Origin of the sequence: Chryseobacterium aurantiacum (genome assembly GCF_003020585.1) — a bacterium.
GTDB classification, from domain to species: domain Bacteria; phylum Bacteroidota; class Bacteroidia; order Flavobacteriales; family Weeksellaceae; genus Chryseobacterium; species Chryseobacterium aurantiacum.
This window is the reverse complement of the sequence record NZ_PXUE01000002.1, coordinates 1,123,966-1,147,493: the sequence shown is the minus strand read 5'-3', so window position 1 is coordinate 1,147,493 and position 23,528 is coordinate 1,123,966. Positions and strand designations below refer to the sequence as shown.

The following is a 23,528-nucleotide window of genomic DNA, read 5'->3' as shown; positions in this document are numbered from 1 at the left end:
TTGGTAATTTATTTGATACGTCTGTAAATTATTCAAAAACAGATCCAAACCAAAATAGTAAATCTCAAAATAATAATAATATGGCAATGTTTAATTATGGTGTTGGCGGAAACGAAGTAAAAGTAGACGCTAATGAAGCTATTCAGGAAATACAGGAAAATAAATCACTGATAGTAAGCCAGCTTACAACAGAAGAATCTTACACCCCTGAAATTGTAACAGGATTAAAAACAGTGGAAGATGTTTTCAAACACTTTCAGCCTTCTGTATCTGTACAGCATGAAACAGAAGATGGAGGAATGGTTGAAGAAGAATTCCGTTTTCAAAATCTTGGAGACTTTACTCCCAAAAGCCTTACTCAGAAATCAGACTATCTACAGCAACTGAGCATGGAGCAGGAGCAGTACAACAAAATTGTACGCCAACTGAAAACAAACAAAATTCTACGCAATATGCTGGAGAACGATCAGACAAGAGCTGCGTTCATAGAAGTATTGAAAGATGTGGCACAAGAACTTGAAAAATAATTAAAGACTTTACATTAAATCATGGATAGCAAATTACAGGCGCAGGAAAGCCAGCAGCAGGGTCAACAACAACACTCAGGACAACCAAAGGGTAATCCGCTTGCGGAACTCAACAAAATGGGAGGCTTTGGCTTTGTTGAATCCGTTGTAGACGGTATCGCCAATATGAACCCAACAAGAAAAGCTAGGAAAGAAATCTTTCTTAACGATGGAAATAAAGCAGAAGAAAGAAAAGAACTTCTTCAAAAGATTGCCCTTTGGGTAAGCCTTTTGGAAGGAAGCGAATCTGCAGATAAAATGGCTGAAACGTGCAAAACAAAAGCACAGCAAGCTGATCAAAACCTAAAGAAAAACCTAAAAAATACACTGGACGAAGTTCGTTTGTTAGAAACTAACTACAGAACTGTTGCTCAATTCTACAAAAATACAGAATTGGACAAAGTAGATAACGTAAGTATCGTTAACGCAAGCATCGATCAGGTTTCAGATCTAGATAATCCTTTATTTATTGATGCTATTTCTGAAGAATTTAAAAACTACTACGACCGTTTAGACCTTAGAGATAACTATTCTATCCTTGCCATTCCAGGATACTTAGGATCCAATAAGGTGATCGAGAAATGGGCAAAAATCTGTAACGAGAATAAAGTAATGATGGTTACAGACTTCGCTAACCTTGATAAACCGGATGACGTAGTAGACCTATTCCATTCTGCAAACCTTACTGGAGGAGAACTTCACAGAAGTAACGTTATTATGACGTGTAACTGGCTGGTAGGACGTGGAAAAGCTGAAGAAGTAGGTGAAGAAGAAAACGTAGAACTTCCACCTTCCACTTCATTGGCAGGGAAAATCCATAAAACACTGATGTCTCAGGTAGCAGCAGGTAAAAAACATGGTAACATCAACGAAGTAGACGCCGTAAAATTCGAGTTGAAGAAAAGTGAAATTTCTCAGTTAGAAAAAATGGGTCTTGTTCCAATGGTTAACGAATATGGGAAAATTATGGCTTTCTCTGCAAAGACATTGTTTACAGGAGACAATATCGGTCTTCAAACCTATTCCGTAGTTCGTGTATTCGACTATGTAACTAAAGTATTGCTAGACTTCCTGAACAGAAGAGCTTTCGAAAACTGGAATGCTAAAAACGAAGACGATTTAAGAAGACAAATTGTAACATTCCTTGATAACATCAAAGGACCGGACAAATTGATCGAAAAATTCAAAATTGTACGTTTCGAGCAAGACAGAGTAAATAAAGACAGAGTATGGCTTGATATCCGTATGACACCTTATTTCCCAACAAAAAGTTTCGTTATTAAATTAGACGGACATAAAGGAGATGATGGTAACGAATGGGATGCAGAATATTCTCAAGAATAAAAAAGCCTATTTTAAATAATAAAAACCGATGCAATTTTACATCGGTTTTTTTCTACCAATATCTATGAAATTGAATATGAATAAAAAGCTTATTATCGGATTACCTGCTTTATTGATGATGTTTTTGGTAAGTTGTGAAAAAAAATACCAAAGCCCGGCTCAATACGAAGAAGATCTTTTTGCAGATGAACGCCAAGAAGGAAAGGCCTATATCATGGACGAAGAAGAATGCTTCGATGGCAGTGAACTGGTTATCGCAAGTTCAGAAGTAAAGCTGGCAGATAGTTCAAAAGGCCGCGGAAAGGCATTTTTTATTTACAAGGTAAGATCCGGAAAAGTATTGAAGACCGTAAGGGATTCTACCTTAGAATTTCCAATGCAGTTTCTTTCTCCTTATCGGTTAAAGCTGAAAAATGATTCCATGTACGTTTATCTGAAAAATCTTGATGGGTACCGCCTCATTGCAAAAGACAGAAACCTTAAATATCAATGGCTAAAAGCAGCACCCGTATATTCTGTGAAGAAAAAGTAAAATAACCCTATCTTTGCAACATTGAAATGATGTTCAGAAATGAAGAGAAAATAATCTCTTTATGGCTTAAATAGATTGGTTTTTGGAAAAGAATAATACAGCCTCAGATTTTCTTCATGTAGGAAACAGGCTTTTGGAATGGTATCGGAATAATGCAAGAGATCTGCCTTTCAGACAGACGAAAGATCCTTATAAAATATGGATTTGTGAAATTGTATTTCAGCAGACAAGGATCAATCAGGGGCTTGGCCATTATAATAATTTCATCAAAAGATTTCCGGATGTAAAAACCCTGGCAGAGGCAGAGGAAAATGAAGTTTTGCTTTATTGGAAAGGACTAGGCTATTACTCCAGAGCCATCAATATTCATAAGGCTGCCCAGCAGATCATGAATGACTATCAGGGTGTATTTCCTGATCAGTATGAAGAGATCTTAAAACTAAAAGGAGTAGGGAAGTACACAGCGGCGGCGGTTTCAAGCATCTGTTTCGGTGGAAGAATGCCGGCTGTTGATGGGAATTTTTACCGTGTACTGAGTCGTTTCTTTGCAGACGATTTTGATATTTCAAACTCAAAGGCTTTTACCTATTTCTCAGAATTGGCAGCTTTGGTAATGCCGGAAAATGTAGGCGATTTCAATCAGGCAATGATGGATATCGGCTCCGAGATCTGTAAACCAAAGAACCCACTTTGTGGAGAATGCCCAATTAATGAAGACTGTATTGCATTTTCTTTGCAAAAAATATCAGATTATCCGGTAAAAACAAAAAAAGTAAAGGCCGTAGATCTGGCTTTAACCTATTATTTTGTTCATAGGAACGGGCAGTTTCTGATCCGTCAGCGAGGTGATGATTTTATCTGGAAAAAATTATTCGAGTTTCCTTCATCCATTTCAGCAGAGATGGAAGCTTTTATTACCCACTCAAAAACGATTTCTCATAAACTGACTCACAAAAACTTAAGCATTGAAATATTTAATGTTAATGTGACTTCAAAGGTTCTTTGGGAGGACTTTATTGCTGAAAATCAATATGAAATTACAGATATTCAGGGTTCCCACGAAAAATCCTTTCCGAAGCCCTTGGAAAATTACATCCAAAACTCATTGAAAGACTGAAATTTGTCTTCCGAAATCTAAAATCTAATTTGTACTTTTGCAAAATGATAAAAAAGGTCATTTTTATTTTTGTATCACTGCTTTTAATTTCATGTGGAAAAGATCCGGTTCCAAAACCTTACGGAGAACTGCGTCTGGAATATCCGGCACCGAAATATCAGAAGTTTGAAAACAACTGTGCCTATACATTTGAATATTCGGATTTTGCCAATATTACAGCTGCTAAAAAGCCCTGCTGGTATTATTTGAATTATCCTAAGATGAAGGCAAAGATTTTCGTGACCTATTATCCGATACAGAATGACTTTGCAGAGCACATTAAAGAAGCCGAAAAAATGGTTTATGAACATACCATTAAAGCAAGTTCCATAGATACAAAATCCTTTGAATATCCGGAAAAGAAAGTGTACGGAAATTTTTATGAACTGAAAGGGCAAAGTGCTTCCAATCTTCAATTTTACATTACAGACAGTACGAAGCACTTCGTTACTGCTTATCTATACTTTAATACGAGACCGAAACCGGACTCTCTGGCTCCTGCAGTAAACTATATCAAAAATGATATGAAGCATCTGCTGGACTCTTTTGAATGGAAAAAATAATTATTTTTAATATACATTGAAAAATATATGAAACTTTTAGTTGTAGGAAGTGTTGCATTTGATGCAATTGAAACACCATTTGGTAAAACAGACAAGATTTTAGGCGGTGCAGCCACTTATATTGGGATCACTTCATCTATTTTAGGGGTTAAATCCGGAATTGTTTCTGTAGTAGGAGGAGATTTCCCACAGGAACACCTTGATATGTTTACAAATAGAGACGTAAATATCGAGGGAATTGAAATCATTAAAGAAGGAAAAACTTTCTTCTGGTCTGGTAAATACCATAATGATTTGAATACCAGAGATACTCTAGCTACTGAAGTGAACGTATTGGAAAATTTTGATCCGAAAATCCCAGATTCAATGCAGGATGCCGAGATTTTATTACTTGGAAACCTACACCCTGGTGTTCAGTTATCTGTATTAGAAAAAATGAACAACCGTCCAAAGCTTGTTATCCTTGATACCATGAATTTCTGGATGGATTGTGCTTGGGACATCCTGATGGATATGATTGCAAAAACAGATGTAATTACCATTAATGATGAAGAGGCAAGACAACTTTCAGGAGAATATTCTTTAGTAAAAGCTGCTAAGAAAATCCACACAATGGGGCCTGAGTATGTAATCATCAAAAAAGGAGAACACGGAGCTTTATTGTTCCACGATAATAAAGTATTTGCAATCCCAGCATTGCCTTTAGAAGAAGTTTTCGATCCAACAGGGGCAGGAGATACTTTCGCGGGAGGTTTTGCAGCGTATCTTGCTAAAAAGGAGAAAATTGATTTCGAAACAATGAAATCAGCTCTAATCGTAGGTTCGGCAATGGCTTCATTCACAGTAGAAAAATTCGGAACAGAAAGAATTCAGGAAGTAGAGGAGTCTGATATGTTCCACAGATTGAGACAATTCAAAGAATTGACTACATTTGATATTGAACTGCAGTAAATAAGTCTTTTTAAGAAATATTTATAATAAAAAATTGAGTGAAATTCGTTAAGAATTCTAAATTTGCAACTTGTTAAAATAGTAAAATGACAAATAAACTAAAAATCACTTATCTTCTTGGGATTTTCATCATGATTTTTTCTTCCAATATGATGAATGCCCAGCTAAAACCAGGAGATTTAGTGGATGGTATTGCTGCTGTTATCGGAGATGAGATTGTCTTGGAATCTGATGTAACCGAGCAGATGAATTATGGAAAGCAGCAGGGAGCTTCAAACACAGATAAATGTGAGTTCCTTGAAAACCTTATCAGCAATAAACTTCTTGTATACGAAGCTAAAAAGGATACATTAATTGAAAACCGTTCTGCGGCAATCAAAGAACAGGCTAATGCAAAATACCGTCAGTTGCTTTCTCAATTTCCGGACGAAAAAACATTACTTGTTGCCTATAAGTTCAGAAACTCATATGAAATGAAAAACGCTATCGAAAAAATCGATACGGATCAATATTATGGGCAGGCAAAATACCAGAGAGTTACTGAAAAGGCAGACGTAACACCTAATGAGGTAACGGACTTTTATAATATGTATAAAATGCAGTTGCCACAGGTGAAAGATGAGGTTACTTTAGCTCAGATTATGATCTATCCAACCTTAACAGAAGCTCACAAGCAAGATCTTATCAACAGATTGAAAAAAATCAAGCAGGATATTATTGGTGGAGAAACTTTTGAAAGCCAGGCAAGAATTTATTCTGAAGATGAAGGTTCTGCTACTAACGGAGGATTATACAAAAACATCAATAAAGGACAGATGGTAAAGCCATTTGAAGCTGCAGCGTTAAACCTGCAGGAAAATGAAATTTCTGATCCTATTGAATCTGAATTCGGGTACCACATCATTCAATTATTGAAGAGATCAGGTAAAGTATATGATGCCAGACACATCCTGTTAAAGGCAACGCCAACTGATGAAGAACTTAAATCAGCAAAAGCAAAGCTAGACAGTATCAGAGGTCTTATTATAGATGGTAAAATTACATTTAAAGATGCCGCTTTCAAGTTTTCAGATGATAAAAAAACAAAGTTCAATGCAGGGATAATTCCTGGAGCGGACGGATCTGATAAAATTGAAAGAGAAAGTATCCCTGGAACCATCAGCTACGAATTAGCAGGTTTGAATAAGGGAGATATTACAACTGCATTTGATGATGAAGAGAACAGAAGAAAGGCTGTAAAGATCATTAAAATGGATGATGTTATTCCTGCACACCAGATCACCCTGGAAACAGACTTTAGCAGAATCAAGCAGATGGCTCTTAATAAAAAGAAAAACGAATTGGTTGAGAAGTTTGTTAACTCAAAGTTGCCAACTACTTTCATTTCCATAGACGGACGTTACGATAGTTGTAACTTTAAGTCCAACTGGAAGAAAGAGTCAATCAAAAAATAAAATCAAAACCTTCAGAATTTCTGAAGGTTTTTTTATGGGTATTCAGAAAGGCATAGTGTTTTTATTTCTATAAACTGAAACAATACTATTTGATATCTTTACAAAAAATCACAAGATGGAGGATGCTTTTTATCTTAAAGAATTCAACTCTGCTATAGAAAAAATTCCCAAGGAAGAATTTGAGCGTTGTAATTTGGAAGTAGCTATAGACATTGTTTTGGAATCTGCTGCTCTTAAATTGTATAAAGCGGAATGGTCTGGAGATCCGCTGTCACCACCAGATGCCACTGGAAGAATTTTCTTTTCAATCTGGATAAATGACTCATCTATTCATGAGGGAAAGATGTATTATAACATCCATGCGCTGAAGGTGAGAACATTGAAAAATTATACTATATCCAGTAGAAAATTTGCACAGGACTTTAGAAATGAATTTTTGAAATATCAGAAAGACTGGCCTAATGTAAGGGTAGATTATGGTCCGTTAACCCTCATGCAGGGATGGGTTGAGCTTAAAGCGGATAATTTACAGGAAAATATAGGTGAGCTGGTTCGAAATTTCTTAAAAATAAGTTTTATTATAGATAGAGTCTTGGCACTCTATAAAAAAGATAAAATTTAGTGGATTTTTTGTCCATTTTTTCATGAGCAGAAAGGCTTGGCAACCATTGTTTTTAGTATTTTTACACATGAGCAATTTTATAGATTTTAATTCGGCAAAAAAACTACATGACATGCAGGGAAACCAAAATAGAATTTCAGAGCTTTTCAATATAAAATATCCCATTATTCAGGCTGGGATGATCTGGCACTCAGGTTGGAGATTGGCATCAGCTGTTTCCAATTGCGGTGGACTAGGATTAATAGGTGCAGGAAGTATGTATCCTGATATCCTAAGAGAAAATATTCAAAAATGTAAACAGGCCACAGATAAGCCTTTTGGAGTGAATGTTCCTATGCTGTATCCTAATCTTGAGGAAATCATTCAGATTATTCTTGAGGAAGGAGTGAAAATAGTATTTACATCAGCAGGAAATCCGAAGACCTATACAGAAACCTTACAAAAAGAAGGAATAAAGGTTGCCCACGTAGTTTCATCTACCAAGTTTGCAATAAAATGTGAAGAAGCAGGAGTAGATGCTGTGGTAGCAGAAGGATTTGAAGCCGGAGGACACAATGGAAGAGATGAGACTACAACATTCTGTCTGATTCCTAATGTGAAAAAACATATTTCTAAACCTCTAATTGCAGCCGGAGGAATTGCATTAGGCTCTCAAATGAAAGCAGCTATGATTTTAGGTGCAGACGGAGTACAGATAGGTTCCCGATTTGCAGCCACCACTGAAGCCAGTGCTCATGAAAACTGGAAGAAGAAAATCATAGAACTTCAGGAAGGAGACACCCATCTTACCTTAAAGGAACTCGCTCCGGTAAGAATGGTTAAAAATAAATTTTTCAACGAACTGGAAGAGATTTATCAGGGAGGAAGAAATAAAGAAGCCCTAATTTCTTCATTAGGAAGAGCAAGAGCAAAAAAAGGAATGTTTGAAGGGGATATGGAAGACGGTGAGCTGGAAATAGGACAGGTTTCTGCCCTTATTGATGATATTCTTCCGGTAGAAACAGTCTTTAATCACTTATTAAAGGAATTTGAAGAAGCAAAAATGCCCAATTTTTAATATAATTTAATTCAATGGAAAGGAGAATAGTTGATGTAAAGGATAAAAAATTATATATAGAATACAATCATTCTTTTGAAAACAGGGCTACAATCGTTTTTTTACACGATTCTTTAGGATCAGTACAGCTTTGGAGAGATTTCCCTGCTAAACTATCCGAGAACACCAAATGTAATGTCCTTGCTTATGACCGCTTAGGATATGGAAAATCTAATCCCATGTCTACCCATGAAAGACCGGTTAATTATATGGAACTGGAAGCCGATGTGCTTAATGATCTTTTGGTTGAATTAGACATTCATAATGCCATTTTATTTGGTCATAGTGACGGAGGAACAATTGCCTTGATCACTGCCGCCAAATATTCTGATAGAGTAGAAGGCGTTATTTGTGAAGCCGGACATATCTTTGTAGAAGAGGTAACTCTAAAAGGAGTATACGATGCCTGGAAAGCTTATAAAACAACCAACTTACCAGAAAGATTACAGAAATATCATGGAGATAAAGTAGAAATGTTGTTTAAGGCATGGACGGAGACTTGGACACGAGATGATTACAGAAATTGGAACATCGAATACCTTTTAAAAGATATTACCTGTCCACTTTTATTTATTCAGGGAGAAGCTGATGAATATGGTTCCTTGGATCAGGTTGAAAAAACGGTTTCCCAGGTAAGTGGAAGCGCCGAAAAATACATAATTCCACAGATAGGACATACGCCACACAAAGAAGCCCCTGAATTAGTATTGGAAAAAGCAACAGAATTTATCACTACAAAATTTTGATAAAAAATCAATACATTATAAAAACACCTTGCCTACAGGGTGTTTTTTTATTTCTCCCAGAGCCCCGATTTGTACATATAGGGTACCAATTATGAAAATTGTATGCAAAAATAAACTGTAACCCTTACATACAATCTTATCATCTGTTTTAGGTTTTTAATGAACTCTATATCTTCCCCTTAAAACGTTCATTAATTGTGTTTTTATTTGGAAGATATTCTCTGATTTTAAAATAAATACCTAATAAATTTACTAGTAGTTTGGAAAGAGAATAAACCCCTTTTTTCTTTGTAAAATACATTTTATACAGAAAAAGTTACATAAAAATTACAATTATAACATCCTTGTTTGGTGTTATTTAAGTTTATTTTAGTGGTATTGAAATAATGATTTTATTAAAATTGGTTTGTTAAAAAGAGTCTAAACTTATAACGATGAAAATCAATATGAGTATATGTTTGGTATGAATGTGTTTTAAGAGGTGCAGGATCTGCATCTCTTTTTATTTTCGAATATATTATAAAAGCTGAATTTCAATTGAAATATTTTCCCTGGAAGGTACTTCATACTTCTCTTTAAAATATTCTGTTTTGAAGATACTATTAAGCTCCAGAAAATGCTTTAGAACATTTTTTCTTCCGGGCTTATACAGAAGATCAGGATAGATGGAGTATTCTTTTCTGATCATTTGGGTATAAGCTAAATAGCTCTTAAGGTCTTTTCCTAAAATAGAAAGATCTGCATCCAAAAGATAGTTCGTGTCATCATCTTCTGATTTTTGATGAAGTTTTGTAGCCAGAATTTGAGCAGAAACAGCCTTAATATGATCCTTGTTTAAGGTAAGCTCAGCCAGCCTTGTTTCTGCAAGTAATGCACTTTTTTCCTCATTGGATTTTGAAGTAGCATTATAAACGATATCATGATAGAATACAGAAAAGGAAACTGTTGTAAAATCTGAAATCCGGCTTTTCACAGCTTCAAGTTCCTTAAACATGTTTTCAAGATGAAGAAGATTGTGGTAGTGTCTGCCTTTTTCAGAATATTTTTTTTCAATCTCAGACCATAGCGTATGGATTAAATGATGGTCTTCAGAAAAGGGCAAACAAAGCTGTTCAAATTGATCCTTTAGATTCATGATGACTAGATATAAAAAAAGGAACTTTTAAAAAGTTCCTCTATTTGCTTCAAGAACAGCCTTTAGCTCAGCCCAGCCTCCGCCGTTATGACCGTCCTTTAATCCTTGTGAATTAAGATATTCTAATGCTTTTCCACTTCTGTTTCCACTTCTGCAGAATAGGATCACCGGTTTTTCAATAGACAAAATTTCGTCTTGTCTGTCTTCTACCTCACCTAGGGGAATATTTTTAGCACCGTCTATATTTCCGTCCATTTCAAGCTCCATTGGCTCACGAACATCAATCAATTCATAGTTTCCAGATTGTATTACTTCTATTAAAGACATAGTTGTTTATTTTTAAGCATTAAATTATAAACGAAATTACGTAATTTTTTTTTGAAAAAAATCTTAATTAAAACATAAATTTTCAGAATGGAAGTTATATCAACGTTAAATAAAGCATCTGGCATGCAATTAGAAAATTGATAAAATAATCTTAATTTTGCAGAGTGAAATTTATGAATGCTGGTGCCGAAAAATATTCTCAACTGATCAAGTCTAAGGCTCAAAGTTTTGGATTCCAGAGTTGTGGTATTTCCAAGGCAGATTTTTTAGAGGAAGATGCCCCACACCTTGAAAAATGGTTAAAGAATAACTTTAATGGAGAAATGAAGTACATGGAAAACCATTTTGATAAAAGACTTGATCCAAGACTATTGGTAGAGGGTTCTAAATCTGTTATTTCACTTTCCTATAATTACTTTCCCGAAGAAAAGATCTCTATTCTTGAGAATTTTAAAATCTCAAAATACGCCTATGCAGAGGATTATCATGAAGTAATCAAGGAAATACTTCGAGAAATGGTGGCTGAATTGCAAGAAGAGATAGGAGAATTCGGATTTAGAGTTTTTGTAGATTCGGCTCCTATTATGGAAAGAAGCTGGGCCAGAAAATCAGGCATTGGCTGGGTGGGAAAAAATGCCAACCTCATTACAAAGCAAAATGGATCTTTCTATTTCCTGGCTGAGATTATCTGCGATCTGGAACTGATTCCCGACCATGAAACTACAGATCATTGTGGAACCTGCAGAAAATGTATTGATGCCTGCCCTACAGATGCCATTGTTTCAGAAAAAATTATTGACGGTAGCCGTTGTATTTCTTATGCCACGATAGAATTAAAGAATGAAATTCCGGATCACTTTAAGAATAAAATGGAAGACTGGATGTTTGGATGCGATATCTGTCAGGATGTATGTCCCTGGAATCGATTTTCGGCACCTAATCAACAGAGCAGATTCAAACCCAATCAGGCCTTAAAGAACTTCAAAAAAGGAGAATGGAAAGAACTTACCCAGGAAATTTTTTCCGAGATCTTCAAAAAATCACCCGTGAAAAGAACCAAATTTGCAGGATTAAAGAGAAATATTGAGTTTTTACAGAAGTCCTCAGACCAAGTTTAGGTGAAACTTTTGGTGATAATCCCTTATCTGGAATTTTTCTGATTTCCAAATTAAAGCTGACGATCGACCATTCCTTATGTTTTGGACAGTAAGGAGGTTAAGATTTGATAGAATAAATTGCTTTAAAAGCCTTTCCTAAAAAGAAAAATCGACTTTCAGGAGATTAAAATCTCACCGAAAATCAACGTTTTTTTTGAACTCTTTTTGGAGCCGTTTTTACTCTTACTTTAAATCTTTTCTGGGATTTGGTATTTTTACGCATATTTGTGAATATTTCGTAACTAAATATAGTCATTTTTCCGATTAAAACAAATACTTTTACGAAAAATCACATATTAAATTTTATTAAAAAACATGACTTTGAAAACCATATTGATGTTTATCCTGAAAGCAGTAGGAATTATTCTAGGAATTGTCATTATTTATGCACTTCTAGGGTTATTGATCCCTTATATTCCGGTTTCAGCAAAGGATGACGGAGAAAAAAAAGATATTCCCATTTATATTTATACCAATGGGGTGCATACTGATATTGTAATGCCTGTAAAAAACGACCTGAAAGATTGGAGCCTTATGATTCCGTTTGCAGATACCAGATCGAAAAAAACAGATTATAATTACATTGGAATAGGATGGGGTGACAAAGGATTCTATCTGGATACTCCAACCTGGGCAGATCTTAAATTTTCAACTGCTGTTAAGGCCGCTTTTTGGTTAAGTGATTCTGCGATGCATTCTACTTATTACTATACAATGAAAGAAGGCGATGACTGCAAAATGATTATGATCAGCAGAAGCCAGTATAAAAATCTGGTCAAATTTGTAGAAGATAAATTCGACAGAGATCAAAATGGAAAATTCATGCTGATTCCTACGAATGCAGTGTATGGTGATAATGATGCATTCTACGATGCCAAAGGAACCTATAGCTTTCTTTATACCTGTAACACATGGAGCAATAATGCCTTGAAAGCTGCGGGGCAGAAAGCTGCACTTTGGACACCCTCTGACTTTGGAATTTTTCAGCATTATAAATAAAAAAGATTTAAGGAAAACTATTTATGAAGCATAGGCTTTTTCGTGAACAACAACTTAACTGTGATATAGAAACGGCATGGAAATTTTTTTCATCAGCCAATAACCTTTCAGAAATTACCCCGAAGAATATGGGATTTATTGTTCTTACTGAAATGGAGGATGATGAAATCTATAAGGGAATGCTCATTGATTACTATATTTCACCCGTGCTGGGCATCAAAATGAAATGGCAGACAGAAATTACCCATGTAGATTTTCAAAAAAGCTTTATTGATTTTCAAAATAAAGGACCCTATAAATTATGGAACCATCACCATGAGTTTATTCCTAATGAACATGGTGTTCTGATGAAAGATACCATTGATTATGAATTGCCAATGGGATTTTTGGGAGAAATAGCACATTCTTTATTCGTAAAAAAGAAGCTGGAATACATCTTTGATTATCGTTTTCGGGTACTGAGCAGATTATTTTAAAACTACGGGGGAACTATCCAATACTGTGTGACTTTTGCGATACCACCTACATTGTTTAAGTTTTTTTAACATTTTAAACACAGGAACTCCATTAAAAATGCCTATTTTTGCAGAACTATCGTTTTTACTAAAAAACTAATTGTGTTCTGATTGACATGGCAGGTCTGAGGTCATTTATCTACTTCTATATTATGTTGGTTTTTACCCTTTTCAATTCGAATTGGGTAGAAAATTCATTGCAGAATATTCCTCATCTTCCTCATGTAAGTAATATTCACCTGCTGGATATCTACGAAGAAGCAGATATGAACACGCATGCGTTGCCTGCTGCTTCCAAAATTGTAAAACACTCTCCACGTAAGGACGATCAGCCGGTTGGTGATTTTTCAGCCATTCTGAAAATGGCTCCAAAAATTATACTGCCCAATATTGCAGTTTCTATTATCTGTGGAGTCAAATCCTTTCTCCATCTCCTCCAGTTGTACTAGTTTAAGTTATTGAATTTCAATTTATTTTAACGAAGATTTTATAACCTAAACATTTAAGAATGTATTTTAAAAACGTAATAATTTGCAGTTTTGCAATATTATTCGCTGTGTCATGCAGTAAAGACAAGAAAAAAAACAACGAGAAAGAAAAAGAAGTTCCCGTTCTGGAAATCAAGGAAAAAGACACGTTGGTAAGTAACCAGTTTGTAACGGATATCCAGGCCAAGAAAAACGTAGAAATGCGTTCCAGAATTGGAGGAATTATACAGCATATTTATGTTAATGAGGGGCAATTTGTACATCAGGGACAACCTTTATTTAAGATTAATGACGCTGAATTGCAAATGGAACTTTTGAAAGCAAATGCTGGCTTAAAACAGGCTGAAGCTGATGTTCGTATTGTAGAAGTAGAACTAAAGCAGATTCAGAGTTTACATGCTAAAAAGTTTGTAGCCAACAACGAACTGGAAATGGTAAAAGCCAAACTTTCATCAGCGAAAGCTAAGCATGCCTTTGCTGATGCTGAAAAAAGAACTGTGCTTCAAAAAATAAACTTTACCAAGATCACAGCCCCTTTTGACGGAGTTATTGACGTTATTCCTCTTAAAGATGGAAGTTTAGTGGAAAATGGAACGCTATTAACAACGTTATCCCAGCTTAATGAGGTCTACGCTTACTTTTCCATTCCGGAAAACTTATACTTTGAGCTTTTGGCCAATGATAAGATTGGAAATCACCAAAAAATTGAGCTTACCTTGCCAAATGGCGTGAATTATCAATTTAACGGAGCCCTAAAGACCGCTGAGGGAGAAATCGACAGAACTACAGGTTCTATTCGGTATAAAGTGCTTTTCCCCAATCCTGACCGCCTGATTAAACATGGTACTTCAGGAAAACTTATTATTTCCGAGAATCAGGATAATGCCATTCTTATTCCACAAAAATCTACTTTCTCCATTCAGGATAAAACCTATGTTTTTGTAGTGGATAAGCAGAATAAGGTGAAAATGACCAATATCAAGATTGGAGCTACATTAAGAGACTCCTATATGGTGGAAAGTGGTCTTAAAAGAGGTGATTTAATCATTTATGAAGGAACTCAGTCTTTAAAGGATGGAGATATTATCAAAATCAAAAAGAAGTATTAACCTTTCATAATCTTTAAATCAACTTACTATGGTAGAAATGTTTATAAGACGAAAGGTTCTTTCGTTGGTTATTTCCATATTATTTGTACTACTGGGAATTATGGCACTCTTAAAGATGCCGATTACCCAATTTCCGGATATTGTACCTCCTTCGGTAACAGTAACGGCAAAGTATACAGGAGCAAATGCTGAAGTATCAGCGAATGCTGTGGCTCTTCCATTGGAACGTGCCATCAATGGGGTTCCGGGAATGACGTATATGTCAACGGTAACTTCGAATGACGGGCTTACCTTAATTCAGGTTTTCTTTGAAGTAGGAACAGATCCGGATGTAGCAGCGGTAAATGTCCAGAACAGGGTAACAACCATCCTTGATGAACTTCCTGAAGAAGTAATTCGTGCAGGAGTAACTACAGAAAAAGAGGTGAACAGTATGCTGATGTATCTTAACATCACGAGTACAGATCCAAGTCAGGATGAGCAGTTCATTTATAATTTTACAGACATCAATGTTCTGCAGGAGCTAAAGCGTATTGATGGAGTAGGCCGTGCAGAGATCATGGGGCAGAAAGAATATTCCATGAGGATATGGCTTGATCCGCAGAAAATGGCAGCATATAATATTTCGGCTGATGAAGTAATCACTTCATTACAGAAGCAGAATATTTCTGCAGCACCAGGAAAAGTGGGAGAAACGTCGGGCAAAACTTCCAGTCAGCTTCAGTATGTAATCAAATATAAAGGAAAATTCTTTGAACCTAAGCAATACGAAGAAGTTCCCATCAGATCTGATGTAGACGGAACTATTTTAAAGCTTAAGGATATTGCCAAGGTCGAATTTGGAGCAATGAACTACGGAATGGTTTCCAAAACAGACGGAAGACCTTCAGCATCTATTATGATGAAACAGCGTCCGGGTTCCAATGCTTCAGAAGTTATTGAAAGTGTAAAGACCAAGATGGAAGAACTAAAAGGTACTTCTTTCCCTCCCGGGATGGAGTACAATATGGCGTATGATGTATCCAGATTCCTTGATGCTTCTATTAGTGCCGTATTGACAACTCTTATTGAAGCCTTTATCTTGGTGGGAATTGTGGTATTTATCTTCCTTCAGGATTGGAGATCTACTTTAATTCCTGTATTGGCGGTTCCGGTTGCATTGGTGGGAACATTTGCTTTCATGAATATGCTGGATTTCTCGGTAAACTTATTGACCTTGTTTGCCCTGGTTCTCGCCATCGGAATTGTGGTGGATAACGCAATTGTCGTCGTTGAGGCCGTCCATGTAAAAATGGAAGAAGGCATGAACGCAATGGATGCTACTATTACTGCTACAAAGGAAATTGCAGGTGCAGTAGTAGCAATTACCATTGTTATGTCTGCTGTATTTATTCCTGTAGCATTCCTTGATGGTCCGGTAGGAGTATTTTACCGTCAGTTTTCATTGACGCTGGCCATCAGTATTGTCATCTCAGGGGTGAATGCATTAACACTTACCCCGGCGCTTTGTGCTATTATTTTAAAGCCTCACAATCATAATAAAAAGAAGACCATTGTAGACCGATTCTTCCAAAGCTTTAATACAGGTTTTGACAGATTAACAAACGGTTATGTAGGAGTTTTGTCCAAATTTGCCACAAGAACTACAGTTACGTTTGGATTATTATTTTTATTTGTCGGATTGACGTTTGTGACCAGTAAATTCCTGCCAACCGGATTTATTCCCATGGAAGACCAGGGAATGGTGTATGTGAGTGTAACAACACCACAGGGAGCAACGGTAGAAAGAACAGAAAAAGTCTTGGATGAAGTAACAGTCATTGCCAAGAAAATAAAAGGCGTAGAAAATGTAACCACACTTGCCGGATACAGTATTGTAACAGAAATTGCTGGTTCGTCCTATGGAATGGCGATGATTAACCTTAAAGACTGGAAAGAGAGATCTATTTCAGTAAATGATTTGATCACAGAACTTTCAGATAAAACAAAAGGAATTGCAGATGCCCAGATTGAGATCTTTGCTCCGCCCACTGTTCCTGGATTCGGAAATACCAGTGGTTTTGAATTGCGTTTGCTAGACAGAACAGGAGGAACTATCGAAAATACAGATAAAATCACCAAGGATTTTGTAAAGAAACTGAATGAAGCTCCTGAATTGCAGAACAGTTTTACCAGTTTTGATGCTACATTCCCGCAATATATGATTAATGTAGACTATGATATGGCTGCGAAAAAGGGAATTTCAGTAGACAATGCCATGTCAACCCTGCAAACTATGCTTGGATCTTACTATGCAACCAACTTTATCCGTTTCAGTCAGATGTATAAAGTAATGGTTCAGGCAAGTCCGGAGCATAGAGATACCCCTGAAAGTATCCTGAATTTATATCTGAAAAATGATAAAGGTGAAATGGTTCCGTTTTCAACATTTATCACCATCGAAAAAGTATATGGACCTGAAGTCTTAACGAGGTACAATATGTATATGTCTGCCATGATCAACGGAGAGCCGGCAGATGGTTTTAGCTCCGGTGATGCCATTGCCGCTGTAGATCGTATTGCCAAGGAAACCCTGCCGAGAGGTTTTGATATCGAATGGTCCGGAATGACAAGGGAAGAAATTTTATCAGGAAACCAAACCATTTACATATTCATGATCTGTCTTTTGTTTGTGTATCTTTTATTGGCAGCCCAATACGAGAGCTTCCTTCTTCCAATGCCTGTACTGTTAAGCCTTCCAACGGGAATATTCGGATCCTATATCGCATTGGTACTAACGGGATTGGATAATAATATTTATGCACAGGTAGCTTTGGTCATGCTGATTGGTCTTTTAGCAAAAAATGCCATCCTGATTGTAGAATTTGCTGTAGCCAGAAATAAACAGGGATATGATATTATTCCGGCTGCCATTGAAGGAGCAAGACAGCGTCTGAGACCTATCCTAATGACCTCCTTTGCTTTTGTAGCAGGACTTATTCCGCTTTGTATTGCATCAGGGGCCGGAGCCATCGGAAACCGCTCCATTGGTACAGCAGCAGCGGGAGGTATGTTACTTGGAACAATCTTCGGGTTGGTAGTAATTCCGGGACTGTATATATTCTTTGCGAAACTTGAAAATAAGAAGAAAGATGAAAAGATTAAATCATAGAAGCATATTGTACGGCATTGCAGCACTAAGCTTAGTCTCATGTGCTGTTCCAAAGGTGGCTGACCTGAAAAAAGCCCAGGAATTACCGGAGATGCCTGCTAAAATAGCAAATTCAGAAGAATTTAAGCAACTTAATCTGAAAGGCTATTTTACAGATTCTCATCTTTTGGAACTTTTTGATAAAGTAGTGCTAGCCAATCCTGATTTTCAGATTGCACAGCAAAGAGTAGAGATTGCCAATAGCTTTTTACAAAGATCAAAGATGGATCTTTTGCCATCCCTTGAAGTGGGAGCAGAAGCTTCAGGAAACCGATATGGAAAATATACAATGGAGGGAGTGGGTAATTATGATACCAATCTTTCTCCTAATATAACCGAGGACCAGAAGATTAACCGTGATTTCACACCCAATTATTGGCTGGGAGCAAGAAGCAGCTGGGAAATTGATGCCTGGGGAAAATTGAAGAATAAAAAAATTGCTGCTCAGAAGAAATATCTGGCTTCCACGGAAGGCTTGCGATTGCTTCAGGTAGAGCTTTTTACTGATATCGCCAATCTGTACTACCAATTGGTAGCTCTCGATAATCGTCTTGCCATTTACCAGAAGAACTATAATCTTCAGCAAAGAGCCTTTGAAATTGTTTTGGCGCAACGGGAAGTAGGAAAAGCTACAGAACTTGCCGTTCAGCAGTTTAAAGCTCAGAATAACAACTGGCTTGCAGAAATTGAACATATCAAAGTAGAGATCGTTACTGTTGAACAGGCCATTACTACTTTAACGGGAAGCTATGGCGGAGACGTGAAACGCGGAAAAGTACTGATGCCTACCAATATGGATATTTTAAATAAAACCATTAATGTAGAAGCCGTTATTCATTCAAGGCCGGATGTTGCTGCAAATTATTATGTATTGGAGGCTTCTCAGGCAGACGCAAAGGCTGCAAGAGCTGCTTTTTATCCAAAGCTTGACCTTGGAGTAGGTATTGGAATGAATTCATTTTCTGTGGAAACCCTTTTTAAACCAAGTTCACTGGCAGGACAGTTGTTGGGAGGGTTAATGGTTCCTGTTTTCAATAAAGGGCAGTTGAAGTATGAATTTAAAGTAGCAAGTAAAGAGCAGGAAATTGCTTTTTTAAACTATCAAAAGAGTATTACCACTGCATTCAATGAGCTTCAGTCTATTTTGAAACAGACTAAGATCTACGAACGTGTTTTAAAATTGAAATCAGAAGAAGTAGGTTTTCTTGACCGAGGTGTTGAGGTATCAAATGATTTGTACCTGACAGGGTATGCCAATTATTTTGAACTCATCAATTCTCAGAAAAGTAAGCTTATTGCTGAGCTTGATCTGTTGCAGTTCCAGCATCAGAATACCAGAAATAATGTTCTGTTATTTAAAGCGCTGGGTGGAAAACTGGATTAAATATGATCATAGGTAGGGTGAACTTTTTAAGGATTCAGGAAGAATACTTAATTATTTCACTCTCCTAATGGTTTGAAACCATAATGTTTTTCGGTTTTATAAACCGACCATTTTTATTTTTACGATGAAGAAAGAAGTTGTCTCAAAGCGAGGCAGCTTCTTTTGATTTTAATCAAAACCTGTAAAACTATATTTACGGTTAAGGAAATAGCACCCAGAACTGAAATTGATTTTTGTAAAATAAAAAAGAGACTGTCCTTTTAAGACAGTCTCTTTCTGTATTGTTCAAACGTATCTGTATCAAACAGATCGTTTTATGAATAAATATTATTTAACAATCTGAATGTTAACAGCTGAAAACCCTTTAGGAGACTTTTCTTTTTCAAAAGATACTTTGTTTCCTTTTTTTACAAGTTCTGTACAGTTGTTATTATGGAAGAAGATATTTTCTTTCGTGTTATCTTCAGTAATGAAACCGTATCCTTTTTCACTGTGGAAAGTAATGATTCCTAATTTTCTTGGATCTTCCTCAATAATCGGAGCTGCACCCAATTGAATTTCATCAAGGTTTACTTCCTGTCTTTGTTCAGGTGGAGTAGAGGTTAATCTTCCGAATTCATCCACATACATGAATACATCCTCCATATCCTTTCCTTTGTTGTTGTTCGTTTTACGATCTTCGCGTCTTAGCGCCTTTTCTTTTTGCTTTTGAATTTTTTTCTTGAAATTTTCCTTTTTAGAAAAAGAATCTGCCATAAATTATTTTTAGTATTTAGTTTCTATAAATTGTATTGTTCACACTGGTCTGCTTTAGACCTTAAAGTCCACCACTGTTTTCTGTCCTGGGATTTCCAATCATACAGAGCTTTAAAATTCCGACAAGTATTGTTCTTGGTAGAAGAATAAAATGTTAAAAATAGGACTGCTCAAAAAGCAAAGACTGAATAATATATATTCCGGTCGTTACAGAAAACAAAGTATTGACTTGGTTATTAATGTACAAATATACAACAATAAAACGAATAATACAGTTTTAAATGATTGATTATCAGAAATGGATTTAACAGAAATTCGCTAAAATAGGCTGCTGTAGGAATATAACAGTGAATATCGCCAAACCAAGAGGGGATAAAAAATCCCCAGTGAGCTGAGGATTAAAAAAATATATTAAAATTGAAGTGGTGTGTGTTAATACGGGTGGGAGAGCATCAAATGTTATGCCTAAAATTCACTTAAGTTAGAAAAAGAAGCCAAGTGTTTAATAGAAAAACCGACTATCTTACCGTATCTGTCTGGTAAATAGTGTTGTATTGTAAAATGACTGTTTATATAAAATTTAATATTTTTTTGCTTATTTTTTTAACTCTAATTATTGAAGAGTTCAAATTTTAAGATAATTCCCGAAAAATTCACCATGTTGAGATGACTTTTATTATCCATCTTTGCCTCAATAACATTTAAAATATAAAAATAATGTCAACACAAGATGTAAATGGAAAAGTTGTTTTAATAGCCGGCGGAGGTAAAAACTTAGGAGGATTATTGAGCAAGGACTTTGCTGCAAAAGGAGCTAAACTGGCTATACACTACAATAGTGAAAGCTCCAGAGCTGAAAGCGAGAAAACACTGGCAGAAGTTCAGGCGTTGGGGGCTGAAGCATTCCTGTTTCAGGGAGATCTCACGAAGATAGACAATATCACTCAATTTTTTGATGAAACAATTTCTCGTTTTGGAGGAGTAGATATTGCCATTAATACAGTAGGAATGGTATTGAAAAAACCATTTTCAGAAACCACAGAAGAAGAATATGATACCATGTTCAACGTGAATTCAAAATCTGCTTATTTCTTTTTACAGGAAGCAGGCAAAAAATTGAATGACCACGGGAAAATCTGTACCATCGTTACCTCACTACTGGCTGCATACACAGGATTGTACTCCACATATGCAGGTGCAAAGGCGCCTGTGGAGCATTTTACAAGAGCAGCTTCTAAAGAATTTGGAGCAAGAGGAATCTCTGTAACGGCAGTGGCTCCCGGTCCAATGGATACTCCTTTTTTCTATGGTCAGGAAACTGATGACGCAGTAGCTTATCATAAATCAGCATCCGCATTAGGAGGACTTACAGATATTAAAGATATTGCTCCATTGGTAGAGTTCTTGGTAACTGAGGGCTGGTGGATCACTGGGCAGACTATTTTTGCCAACGGAGGTTATACAACCAGATAATTTAAATTAAGTTTAAAAAAATACCCCACTGAAGATCATCCTTCAGGGGGGTATTTTTATTGGTAGTTAATAAGATTATGAAGTTTTCATTTTGGACTTTTCCAGTATACTTTTTCCAATAAAAAATAAACCTAGAAGAACAAATGGAATACTTAGAAGCTGTCCCATATTCATACTCATTCCATGTTCAAATTCAACCTGGTCTACCTTGATGAATTCAATCAGAATTCTCATGATAAAGATTAAAAGAATACTGATCCCAAAATAGAATCCTTTTCCGATCTTGAATATATCTTTCTTGTAAATGAAATAAATTAAAAGGAAAATTACAAAATAAGAGATGGCTTCATAAAGCTGCGCTGGATGCCTTGGAAGATCATCTACCTGTCTGAAGATGAAAGCCCATGGAACATTCGTAGGTGTACCTATAATCTCAGAGTTCATAAGGTTTGCCAGTCTGATAAAAACACCTCCCAATGGAAGTACAATAGCTATGGCATCCAGAACTTTCATAAAAGGGATAGAGAATTTTCTGGAATATAATAAAAGCATTATGACAAGCCCGATACCACCCCCGTGGCTGGCTAATCCTGCAAATCCTACAAAATGGTATACCCCATCTGGCCCTTTCTGAATGGGTAGGAAAATTTCAAGGATATGCTGGGAATAATAATCAAAATCATAAAAAATACAGTGACCCAATCTGGCTCCGACCAAAATTCCGATAAGAGCATAAGAGAATAAGGATTCATGAGCCTGCATGCTCAAATTTTCTTTTTTATAAATGCTTTTTAAAATATTAAAGCAAAGAACTAACCCTGCAAGAAATAATAGGCCATAGTATTTTACAGGAATTCCTAAAATATTAAAGATTTCAGGATTCACATTCCAATCGATGTATAATAAATTCATTGATAGTGTTGTTGGATTTACGGGTGCAAATATAAGAAAATAGGAACGGTTGATTAAGATAGAGAGGTTTTGGAAGCCTTGTGGCCTGTTTTATAACATCTTAAAATAGTATTTTTCCATTTTTTTATCCAATATATTTTCAAGTGATGAGGTTGTTATATGGTATAATTTAAAATGATTCTTGAAGAAACATTTTATAACTTTAACCTGAGTTTAAGATGAAAAAATAAGTCGTTTTTAACTTAATTTTCTTATTCCTATTCATCAACAATCAATCACAGAAATATTCTTATATGCATCATCAACTTGAAAAACATTATGTAAATAGGGTAGGATGGCTTCGGGCAGCAGTACTGGGAGCCAATGATGGACTATTATCCACAACCAGTATTGTTATTGGAGTAGCCGCAGCACAACCCGAACGTCATATCATTATTCTTGCCGCTTTAGCCGGAATGATTGCCGGAGCAATGTCTATGGCTGCTGGTGAATATGTTTCCGTCAGTTCACAGGAAGATACGGAAAAGGCCGATTTAATGCGGGAAAAAAGAGAACTGGAAGAAATGCCGGAAATAGAGCTACGGGAACTTGCCAGAATTTATGAGAAAAGAGGTTGTACAAAGGAAACAGCGATGCAGGTGGCCACTGAACTTACTGAGCATAATGCATTGGAAGCCCATGCCCGGGATGAATTGGGAATCAATGAAATTACTCAGGCAAAACCCTTACAGGCTGCTATGGCTTCTTTTGGATCATTTGCTGTAGGGGCATTATTACCGTTTACTGTTTCTCTTCTGGCTCCTATTAAGCAGATGGTTTATTTTCAATATGGATTTTCCATTATGTTTCTGATGCTTTTAGGGGCAATTTCAGCTAAGACCGGAGGTGCAGGAATTAAAGTTGCTGTTCTGCGGATCTGTTTTTGGGGTACCATAGCCATGGGAATTACAGCTTTGGTTGGTCGTCTTTTTGGGGTAAATATTTCATAATTTTCTGGTAGAAATCATCCATGAAAACATCCCCTTCTGTCTCTTTTTTCTGAATATTTAATGA

23 protein-coding genes are annotated in these 23,528 nt (G+C 36.2%); 19 read left to right on the top strand and 4 right to left on the bottom strand.

From position 1 onward, the window contains the following. Positions 1 to 80 precede the first annotated feature (80 nt). The 10 genes from C7D53_RS11525 to C7D53_RS11480 all read left to right on the top strand — a co-directional run bounded on the left by C7D53_RS11525 (position 81) and on the right by C7D53_RS11480 (position 9,030). Positions 81 to 527 (top strand): type VI secretion system contractile sheath small subunit, encoded by a 447-nt coding sequence (locus C7D53_RS11525; protein WP_228422302.1) that lies wholly within the window; start codon positions 81 to 83, stop codon positions 525 to 527. A 21-nt stretch (positions 528 to 548) separates the two neighbouring features. Beyond that, the gene (locus C7D53_RS11520; protein ID WP_106916609.1) at positions 549 to 1,910 is read left to right on the top strand and encodes a DUF5458 family protein; all 1,362 of its coding nucleotides are present in this window, start codon (positions 549 to 551) and stop codon (positions 1,908 to 1,910) included. 76 nt (positions 1,911 to 1,986) lie between these two features. Beyond that, positions 1,987 to 2,442, top strand: a complete 456-nt coding sequence (locus tag C7D53_RS11515) for a hypothetical protein (protein ID WP_228422300.1) — start codon at positions 1,987 to 1,989, stop codon at positions 2,440 to 2,442. 82 nt (positions 2,443 to 2,524) lie between these two features. Then, positions 2,525 to 3,559, top strand: coding sequence for an A/G-specific adenine glycosylase (mutY, locus tag C7D53_RS11510; RefSeq protein WP_106916607.1), 1,035 nt, complete (start codon positions 2,525 to 2,527; stop codon positions 3,557 to 3,559). Positions 3,560 to 3,603: 44 nt separating this feature from the next. After that, on the top strand, positions 3,604 to 4,161 hold the full coding sequence (gene gldD, locus C7D53_RS11505) for a gliding motility lipoprotein GldD (RefSeq protein ID WP_076353585.1): 558 nt from the start codon (positions 3,604 to 3,606) through the stop codon (positions 4,159 to 4,161). Between the two features lie 27 nt (positions 4,162 to 4,188). Beyond that, the gene (locus C7D53_RS11500; protein WP_076353587.1) at positions 4,189 to 5,112 is read left to right on the top strand and encodes a PfkB family carbohydrate kinase; all 924 of its coding nucleotides are present in this window, start codon (positions 4,189 to 4,191) and stop codon (positions 5,110 to 5,112) included. Positions 5,113 to 5,198: 86 nt separating this feature from the next. Beyond that, positions 5,199 to 6,566, top strand: coding sequence for a peptidylprolyl isomerase (locus tag C7D53_RS11495; RefSeq protein WP_106916606.1), 1,368 nt, complete (start codon positions 5,199 to 5,201; stop codon positions 6,564 to 6,566). Between the two features lie 115 nt (positions 6,567 to 6,681). Next, complete coding sequence (locus tag C7D53_RS11490; RefSeq protein ID WP_106916605.1) at positions 6,682 to 7,188, top strand: hypothetical protein; 507 nt, start codon at positions 6,682 to 6,684, stop codon at positions 7,186 to 7,188. A 67-nt stretch (positions 7,189 to 7,255) separates the two neighbouring features. After that, positions 7,256 to 8,245: an NAD(P)H-dependent flavin oxidoreductase gene (locus C7D53_RS11485; RefSeq protein ID WP_228422298.1), complete on the top strand. Its 990-nt coding sequence runs from the start codon at positions 7,256 to 7,258 to the stop codon at positions 8,243 to 8,245. A 14-nt stretch (positions 8,246 to 8,259) separates the two neighbouring features. Further along, positions 8,260 to 9,030, top strand: a complete 771-nt coding sequence (locus C7D53_RS11480; RefSeq protein ID WP_106916604.1) for an alpha/beta fold hydrolase — start codon at positions 8,260 to 8,262, stop codon at positions 9,028 to 9,030. 517 nt (positions 9,031 to 9,547) lie between these two features. Here the strand turns inward: C7D53_RS11480 and C7D53_RS11475 are convergent. Next, complete coding sequence (locus tag C7D53_RS11475; RefSeq protein ID WP_106916603.1) at positions 9,548 to 10,165, bottom strand: HD domain-containing protein; 618 nt, start codon at positions 10,163 to 10,165, stop codon at positions 9,548 to 9,550. Between the two features lie 27 nt (positions 10,166 to 10,192). Beyond that, positions 10,193 to 10,492, bottom strand: coding sequence for a rhodanese-like domain-containing protein (locus C7D53_RS11470; protein WP_106916602.1), 300 nt, complete (start codon positions 10,490 to 10,492; stop codon positions 10,193 to 10,195). 173 nt (positions 10,493 to 10,665) lie between these two features. Here C7D53_RS11470 and queG point away from each other — a divergent pair, with 173 nt between their 5' ends. From queG to C7D53_RS11435, 7 genes are all read left to right on the top strand, one after another. Next, entirely contained in the window at positions 10,666 to 11,610 is a 945-nt protein-coding gene (gene queG, locus C7D53_RS11465) for a tRNA epoxyqueuosine(34) reductase QueG (protein WP_106916601.1), read from the top strand. 354 nt (positions 11,611 to 11,964) lie between these two features. Further along, positions 11,965 to 12,648, top strand: a complete 684-nt coding sequence (locus C7D53_RS11460) for a TIGR02117 family protein (RefSeq protein WP_106916600.1) — start codon at positions 11,965 to 11,967, stop codon at positions 12,646 to 12,648. Positions 12,649 to 12,671: 23 nt separating this feature from the next. Further along, positions 12,672 to 13,124, top strand: coding sequence for an SRPBCC family protein (locus tag C7D53_RS11455; protein WP_106916599.1), 453 nt, complete (start codon positions 12,672 to 12,674; stop codon positions 13,122 to 13,124). Positions 13,125 to 13,279: 155 nt separating this feature from the next. Then, positions 13,280 to 13,612, top strand: coding sequence for a hypothetical protein (locus C7D53_RS11450; RefSeq protein WP_106916598.1), 333 nt, complete (start codon positions 13,280 to 13,282; stop codon positions 13,610 to 13,612). Between the two features lie 59 nt (positions 13,613 to 13,671). Next, entirely contained in the window at positions 13,672 to 14,760 is a 1,089-nt protein-coding gene (locus C7D53_RS11445; RefSeq protein WP_106916597.1) for an efflux RND transporter periplasmic adaptor subunit, read from the top strand. Between the two features lie 28 nt (positions 14,761 to 14,788). Further along, the gene (locus C7D53_RS11440) at positions 14,789 to 17,911 is read left to right on the top strand and encodes an efflux RND transporter permease subunit (RefSeq protein ID WP_106916596.1); all 3,123 of its coding nucleotides are present in this window, start codon (positions 14,789 to 14,791) and stop codon (positions 17,909 to 17,911) included. Continuing rightward, entirely contained in the window at positions 17,892 to 19,334 is a 1,443-nt protein-coding gene (locus tag C7D53_RS11435; protein ID WP_106916595.1) for a TolC family protein, read from the top strand. The genes C7D53_RS11440 and C7D53_RS11435 overlap by 20 nt, the downstream gene beginning before the upstream one ends. A gap of 327 nt (positions 19,335 to 19,661) precedes the next feature. On the opposite strand, the gene C7D53_RS11430 is transcribed toward C7D53_RS11435, so the two are convergent. Beyond that, positions 19,662 to 20,090 carry a cold shock domain-containing protein gene (locus C7D53_RS11430; protein ID WP_106916594.1) on the bottom strand — a complete coding sequence of 143 codons (429 nt, stop codon included), beginning with the start codon at positions 20,088 to 20,090 and terminating at the stop codon, positions 19,662 to 19,664. 717 nt (positions 20,091 to 20,807) lie between these two features. Here C7D53_RS11430 and C7D53_RS11425 point away from each other — a divergent pair. Further along, positions 20,808 to 21,563 (top strand): SDR family oxidoreductase, encoded by a 756-nt coding sequence (locus C7D53_RS11425; protein WP_106916593.1) that lies wholly within the window; start codon positions 20,808 to 20,810, stop codon positions 21,561 to 21,563. A gap of 75 nt (positions 21,564 to 21,638) precedes the next feature. On the opposite strand, the gene lgt is transcribed toward C7D53_RS11425, so the two are convergent. Beyond that, entirely contained in the window at positions 21,639 to 22,475 is an 837-nt protein-coding gene (lgt, locus tag C7D53_RS11420; protein ID WP_076353615.1) for a prolipoprotein diacylglyceryl transferase, read from the bottom strand. A 293-nt stretch (positions 22,476 to 22,768) separates the two neighbouring features. Here lgt and C7D53_RS11415 point away from each other — a divergent pair, with 293 nt between their 5' ends. Further along, entirely contained in the window at positions 22,769 to 23,464 is a 696-nt protein-coding gene (locus C7D53_RS11415; protein ID WP_106916592.1) for a VIT1/CCC1 transporter family protein, read from the top strand. The last annotated feature ends 64 nt before the right edge of the window (positions 23,465 to 23,528 follow it).

Bases quoted from the DNA above. Each gene is read 5' to 3' on its own strand.
- lgt (WP_076353615.1), bottom strand. From the start codon at position 22,475: ATGAATTTATTATACATCGATTGGAATGTGAATCCTGAAATCTTTAAT.
- C7D53_RS11495 (WP_106916606.1), top strand. From the start codon at position 5,199: ATGACAAATAAACTAAAAATCACTTATCTTCTTGGGATTTTCATCATG.
- C7D53_RS11455 (WP_106916599.1), top strand. From the start codon at position 12,672: ATGAAGCATAGGCTTTTTCGTGAACAACAACTTAACTGTGATATAGAA.
- C7D53_RS11520 (WP_106916609.1), top strand. From the start codon at position 549: ATGGATAGCAAATTACAGGCGCAGGAAAGCCAGCAGCAGGGTCAACAA.
- C7D53_RS11475 (WP_106916603.1), bottom strand. From the start codon at position 10,165: ATGAATCTAAAGGATCAATTTGAACAGCTTTGTTTGCCCTTTTCTGAA.
- C7D53_RS11415 (WP_106916592.1), top strand. From the start codon at position 22,769: ATGCATCATCAACTTGAAAAACATTATGTAAATAGGGTAGGATGGCTT.
- C7D53_RS11515 (WP_228422300.1), top strand. From the start codon at position 1,987: ATGAATAAAAAGCTTATTATCGGATTACCTGCTTTATTGATGATGTTT.
- C7D53_RS11430 (WP_106916594.1), bottom strand. From the start codon at position 20,090: ATGGCAGATTCTTTTTCTAAAAAGGAAAATTTCAAGAAAAAAATTCAA.
- C7D53_RS11470 (WP_106916602.1), bottom strand. From the start codon at position 10,492: ATGTCTTTAATAGAAGTAATACAATCTGGAAACTATGAATTGATTGAT.
- C7D53_RS11500 (WP_076353587.1), top strand. From the start codon at position 4,189: ATGAAACTTTTAGTTGTAGGAAGTGTTGCATTTGATGCAATTGAAACA.
- C7D53_RS11525 (WP_228422302.1), top strand. From the start codon at position 81: ATGGCAATGTTTAATTATGGTGTTGGCGGAAACGAAGTAAAAGTAGAC.
- C7D53_RS11490 (WP_106916605.1), top strand. From the start codon at position 6,682: ATGGAGGATGCTTTTTATCTTAAAGAATTCAACTCTGCTATAGAAAAA.
- C7D53_RS11425 (WP_106916593.1), top strand. From the start codon at position 20,808: ATGTCAACACAAGATGTAAATGGAAAAGTTGTTTTAATAGCCGGCGGA.
- C7D53_RS11435 (WP_106916595.1), top strand. From the start codon at position 17,892: ATGAAAAGATTAAATCATAGAAGCATATTGTACGGCATTGCAGCACTA.
- C7D53_RS11460 (WP_106916600.1), top strand. From the start codon at position 11,965: ATGACTTTGAAAACCATATTGATGTTTATCCTGAAAGCAGTAGGAATT.
- gldD (WP_076353585.1), top strand. From the start codon at position 3,604: ATGATAAAAAAGGTCATTTTTATTTTTGTATCACTGCTTTTAATTTCA.
- C7D53_RS11450 (WP_106916598.1), top strand. From the start codon at position 13,280: ATGGCAGGTCTGAGGTCATTTATCTACTTCTATATTATGTTGGTTTTT.
- C7D53_RS11485 (WP_228422298.1), top strand. From the start codon at position 7,256: ATGAGCAATTTTATAGATTTTAATTCGGCAAAAAAACTACATGACATG.
- C7D53_RS11440 (WP_106916596.1), top strand. From the start codon at position 14,789: ATGGTAGAAATGTTTATAAGACGAAAGGTTCTTTCGTTGGTTATTTCC.
- C7D53_RS11445 (WP_106916597.1), top strand. From the start codon at position 13,672: ATGTATTTTAAAAACGTAATAATTTGCAGTTTTGCAATATTATTCGCT.
- C7D53_RS11480 (WP_106916604.1), top strand. From the start codon at position 8,260: ATGGAAAGGAGAATAGTTGATGTAAAGGATAAAAAATTATATATAGAA.
- queG (WP_106916601.1), top strand. From the start codon at position 10,666: ATGAATGCTGGTGCCGAAAAATATTCTCAACTGATCAAGTCTAAGGCT.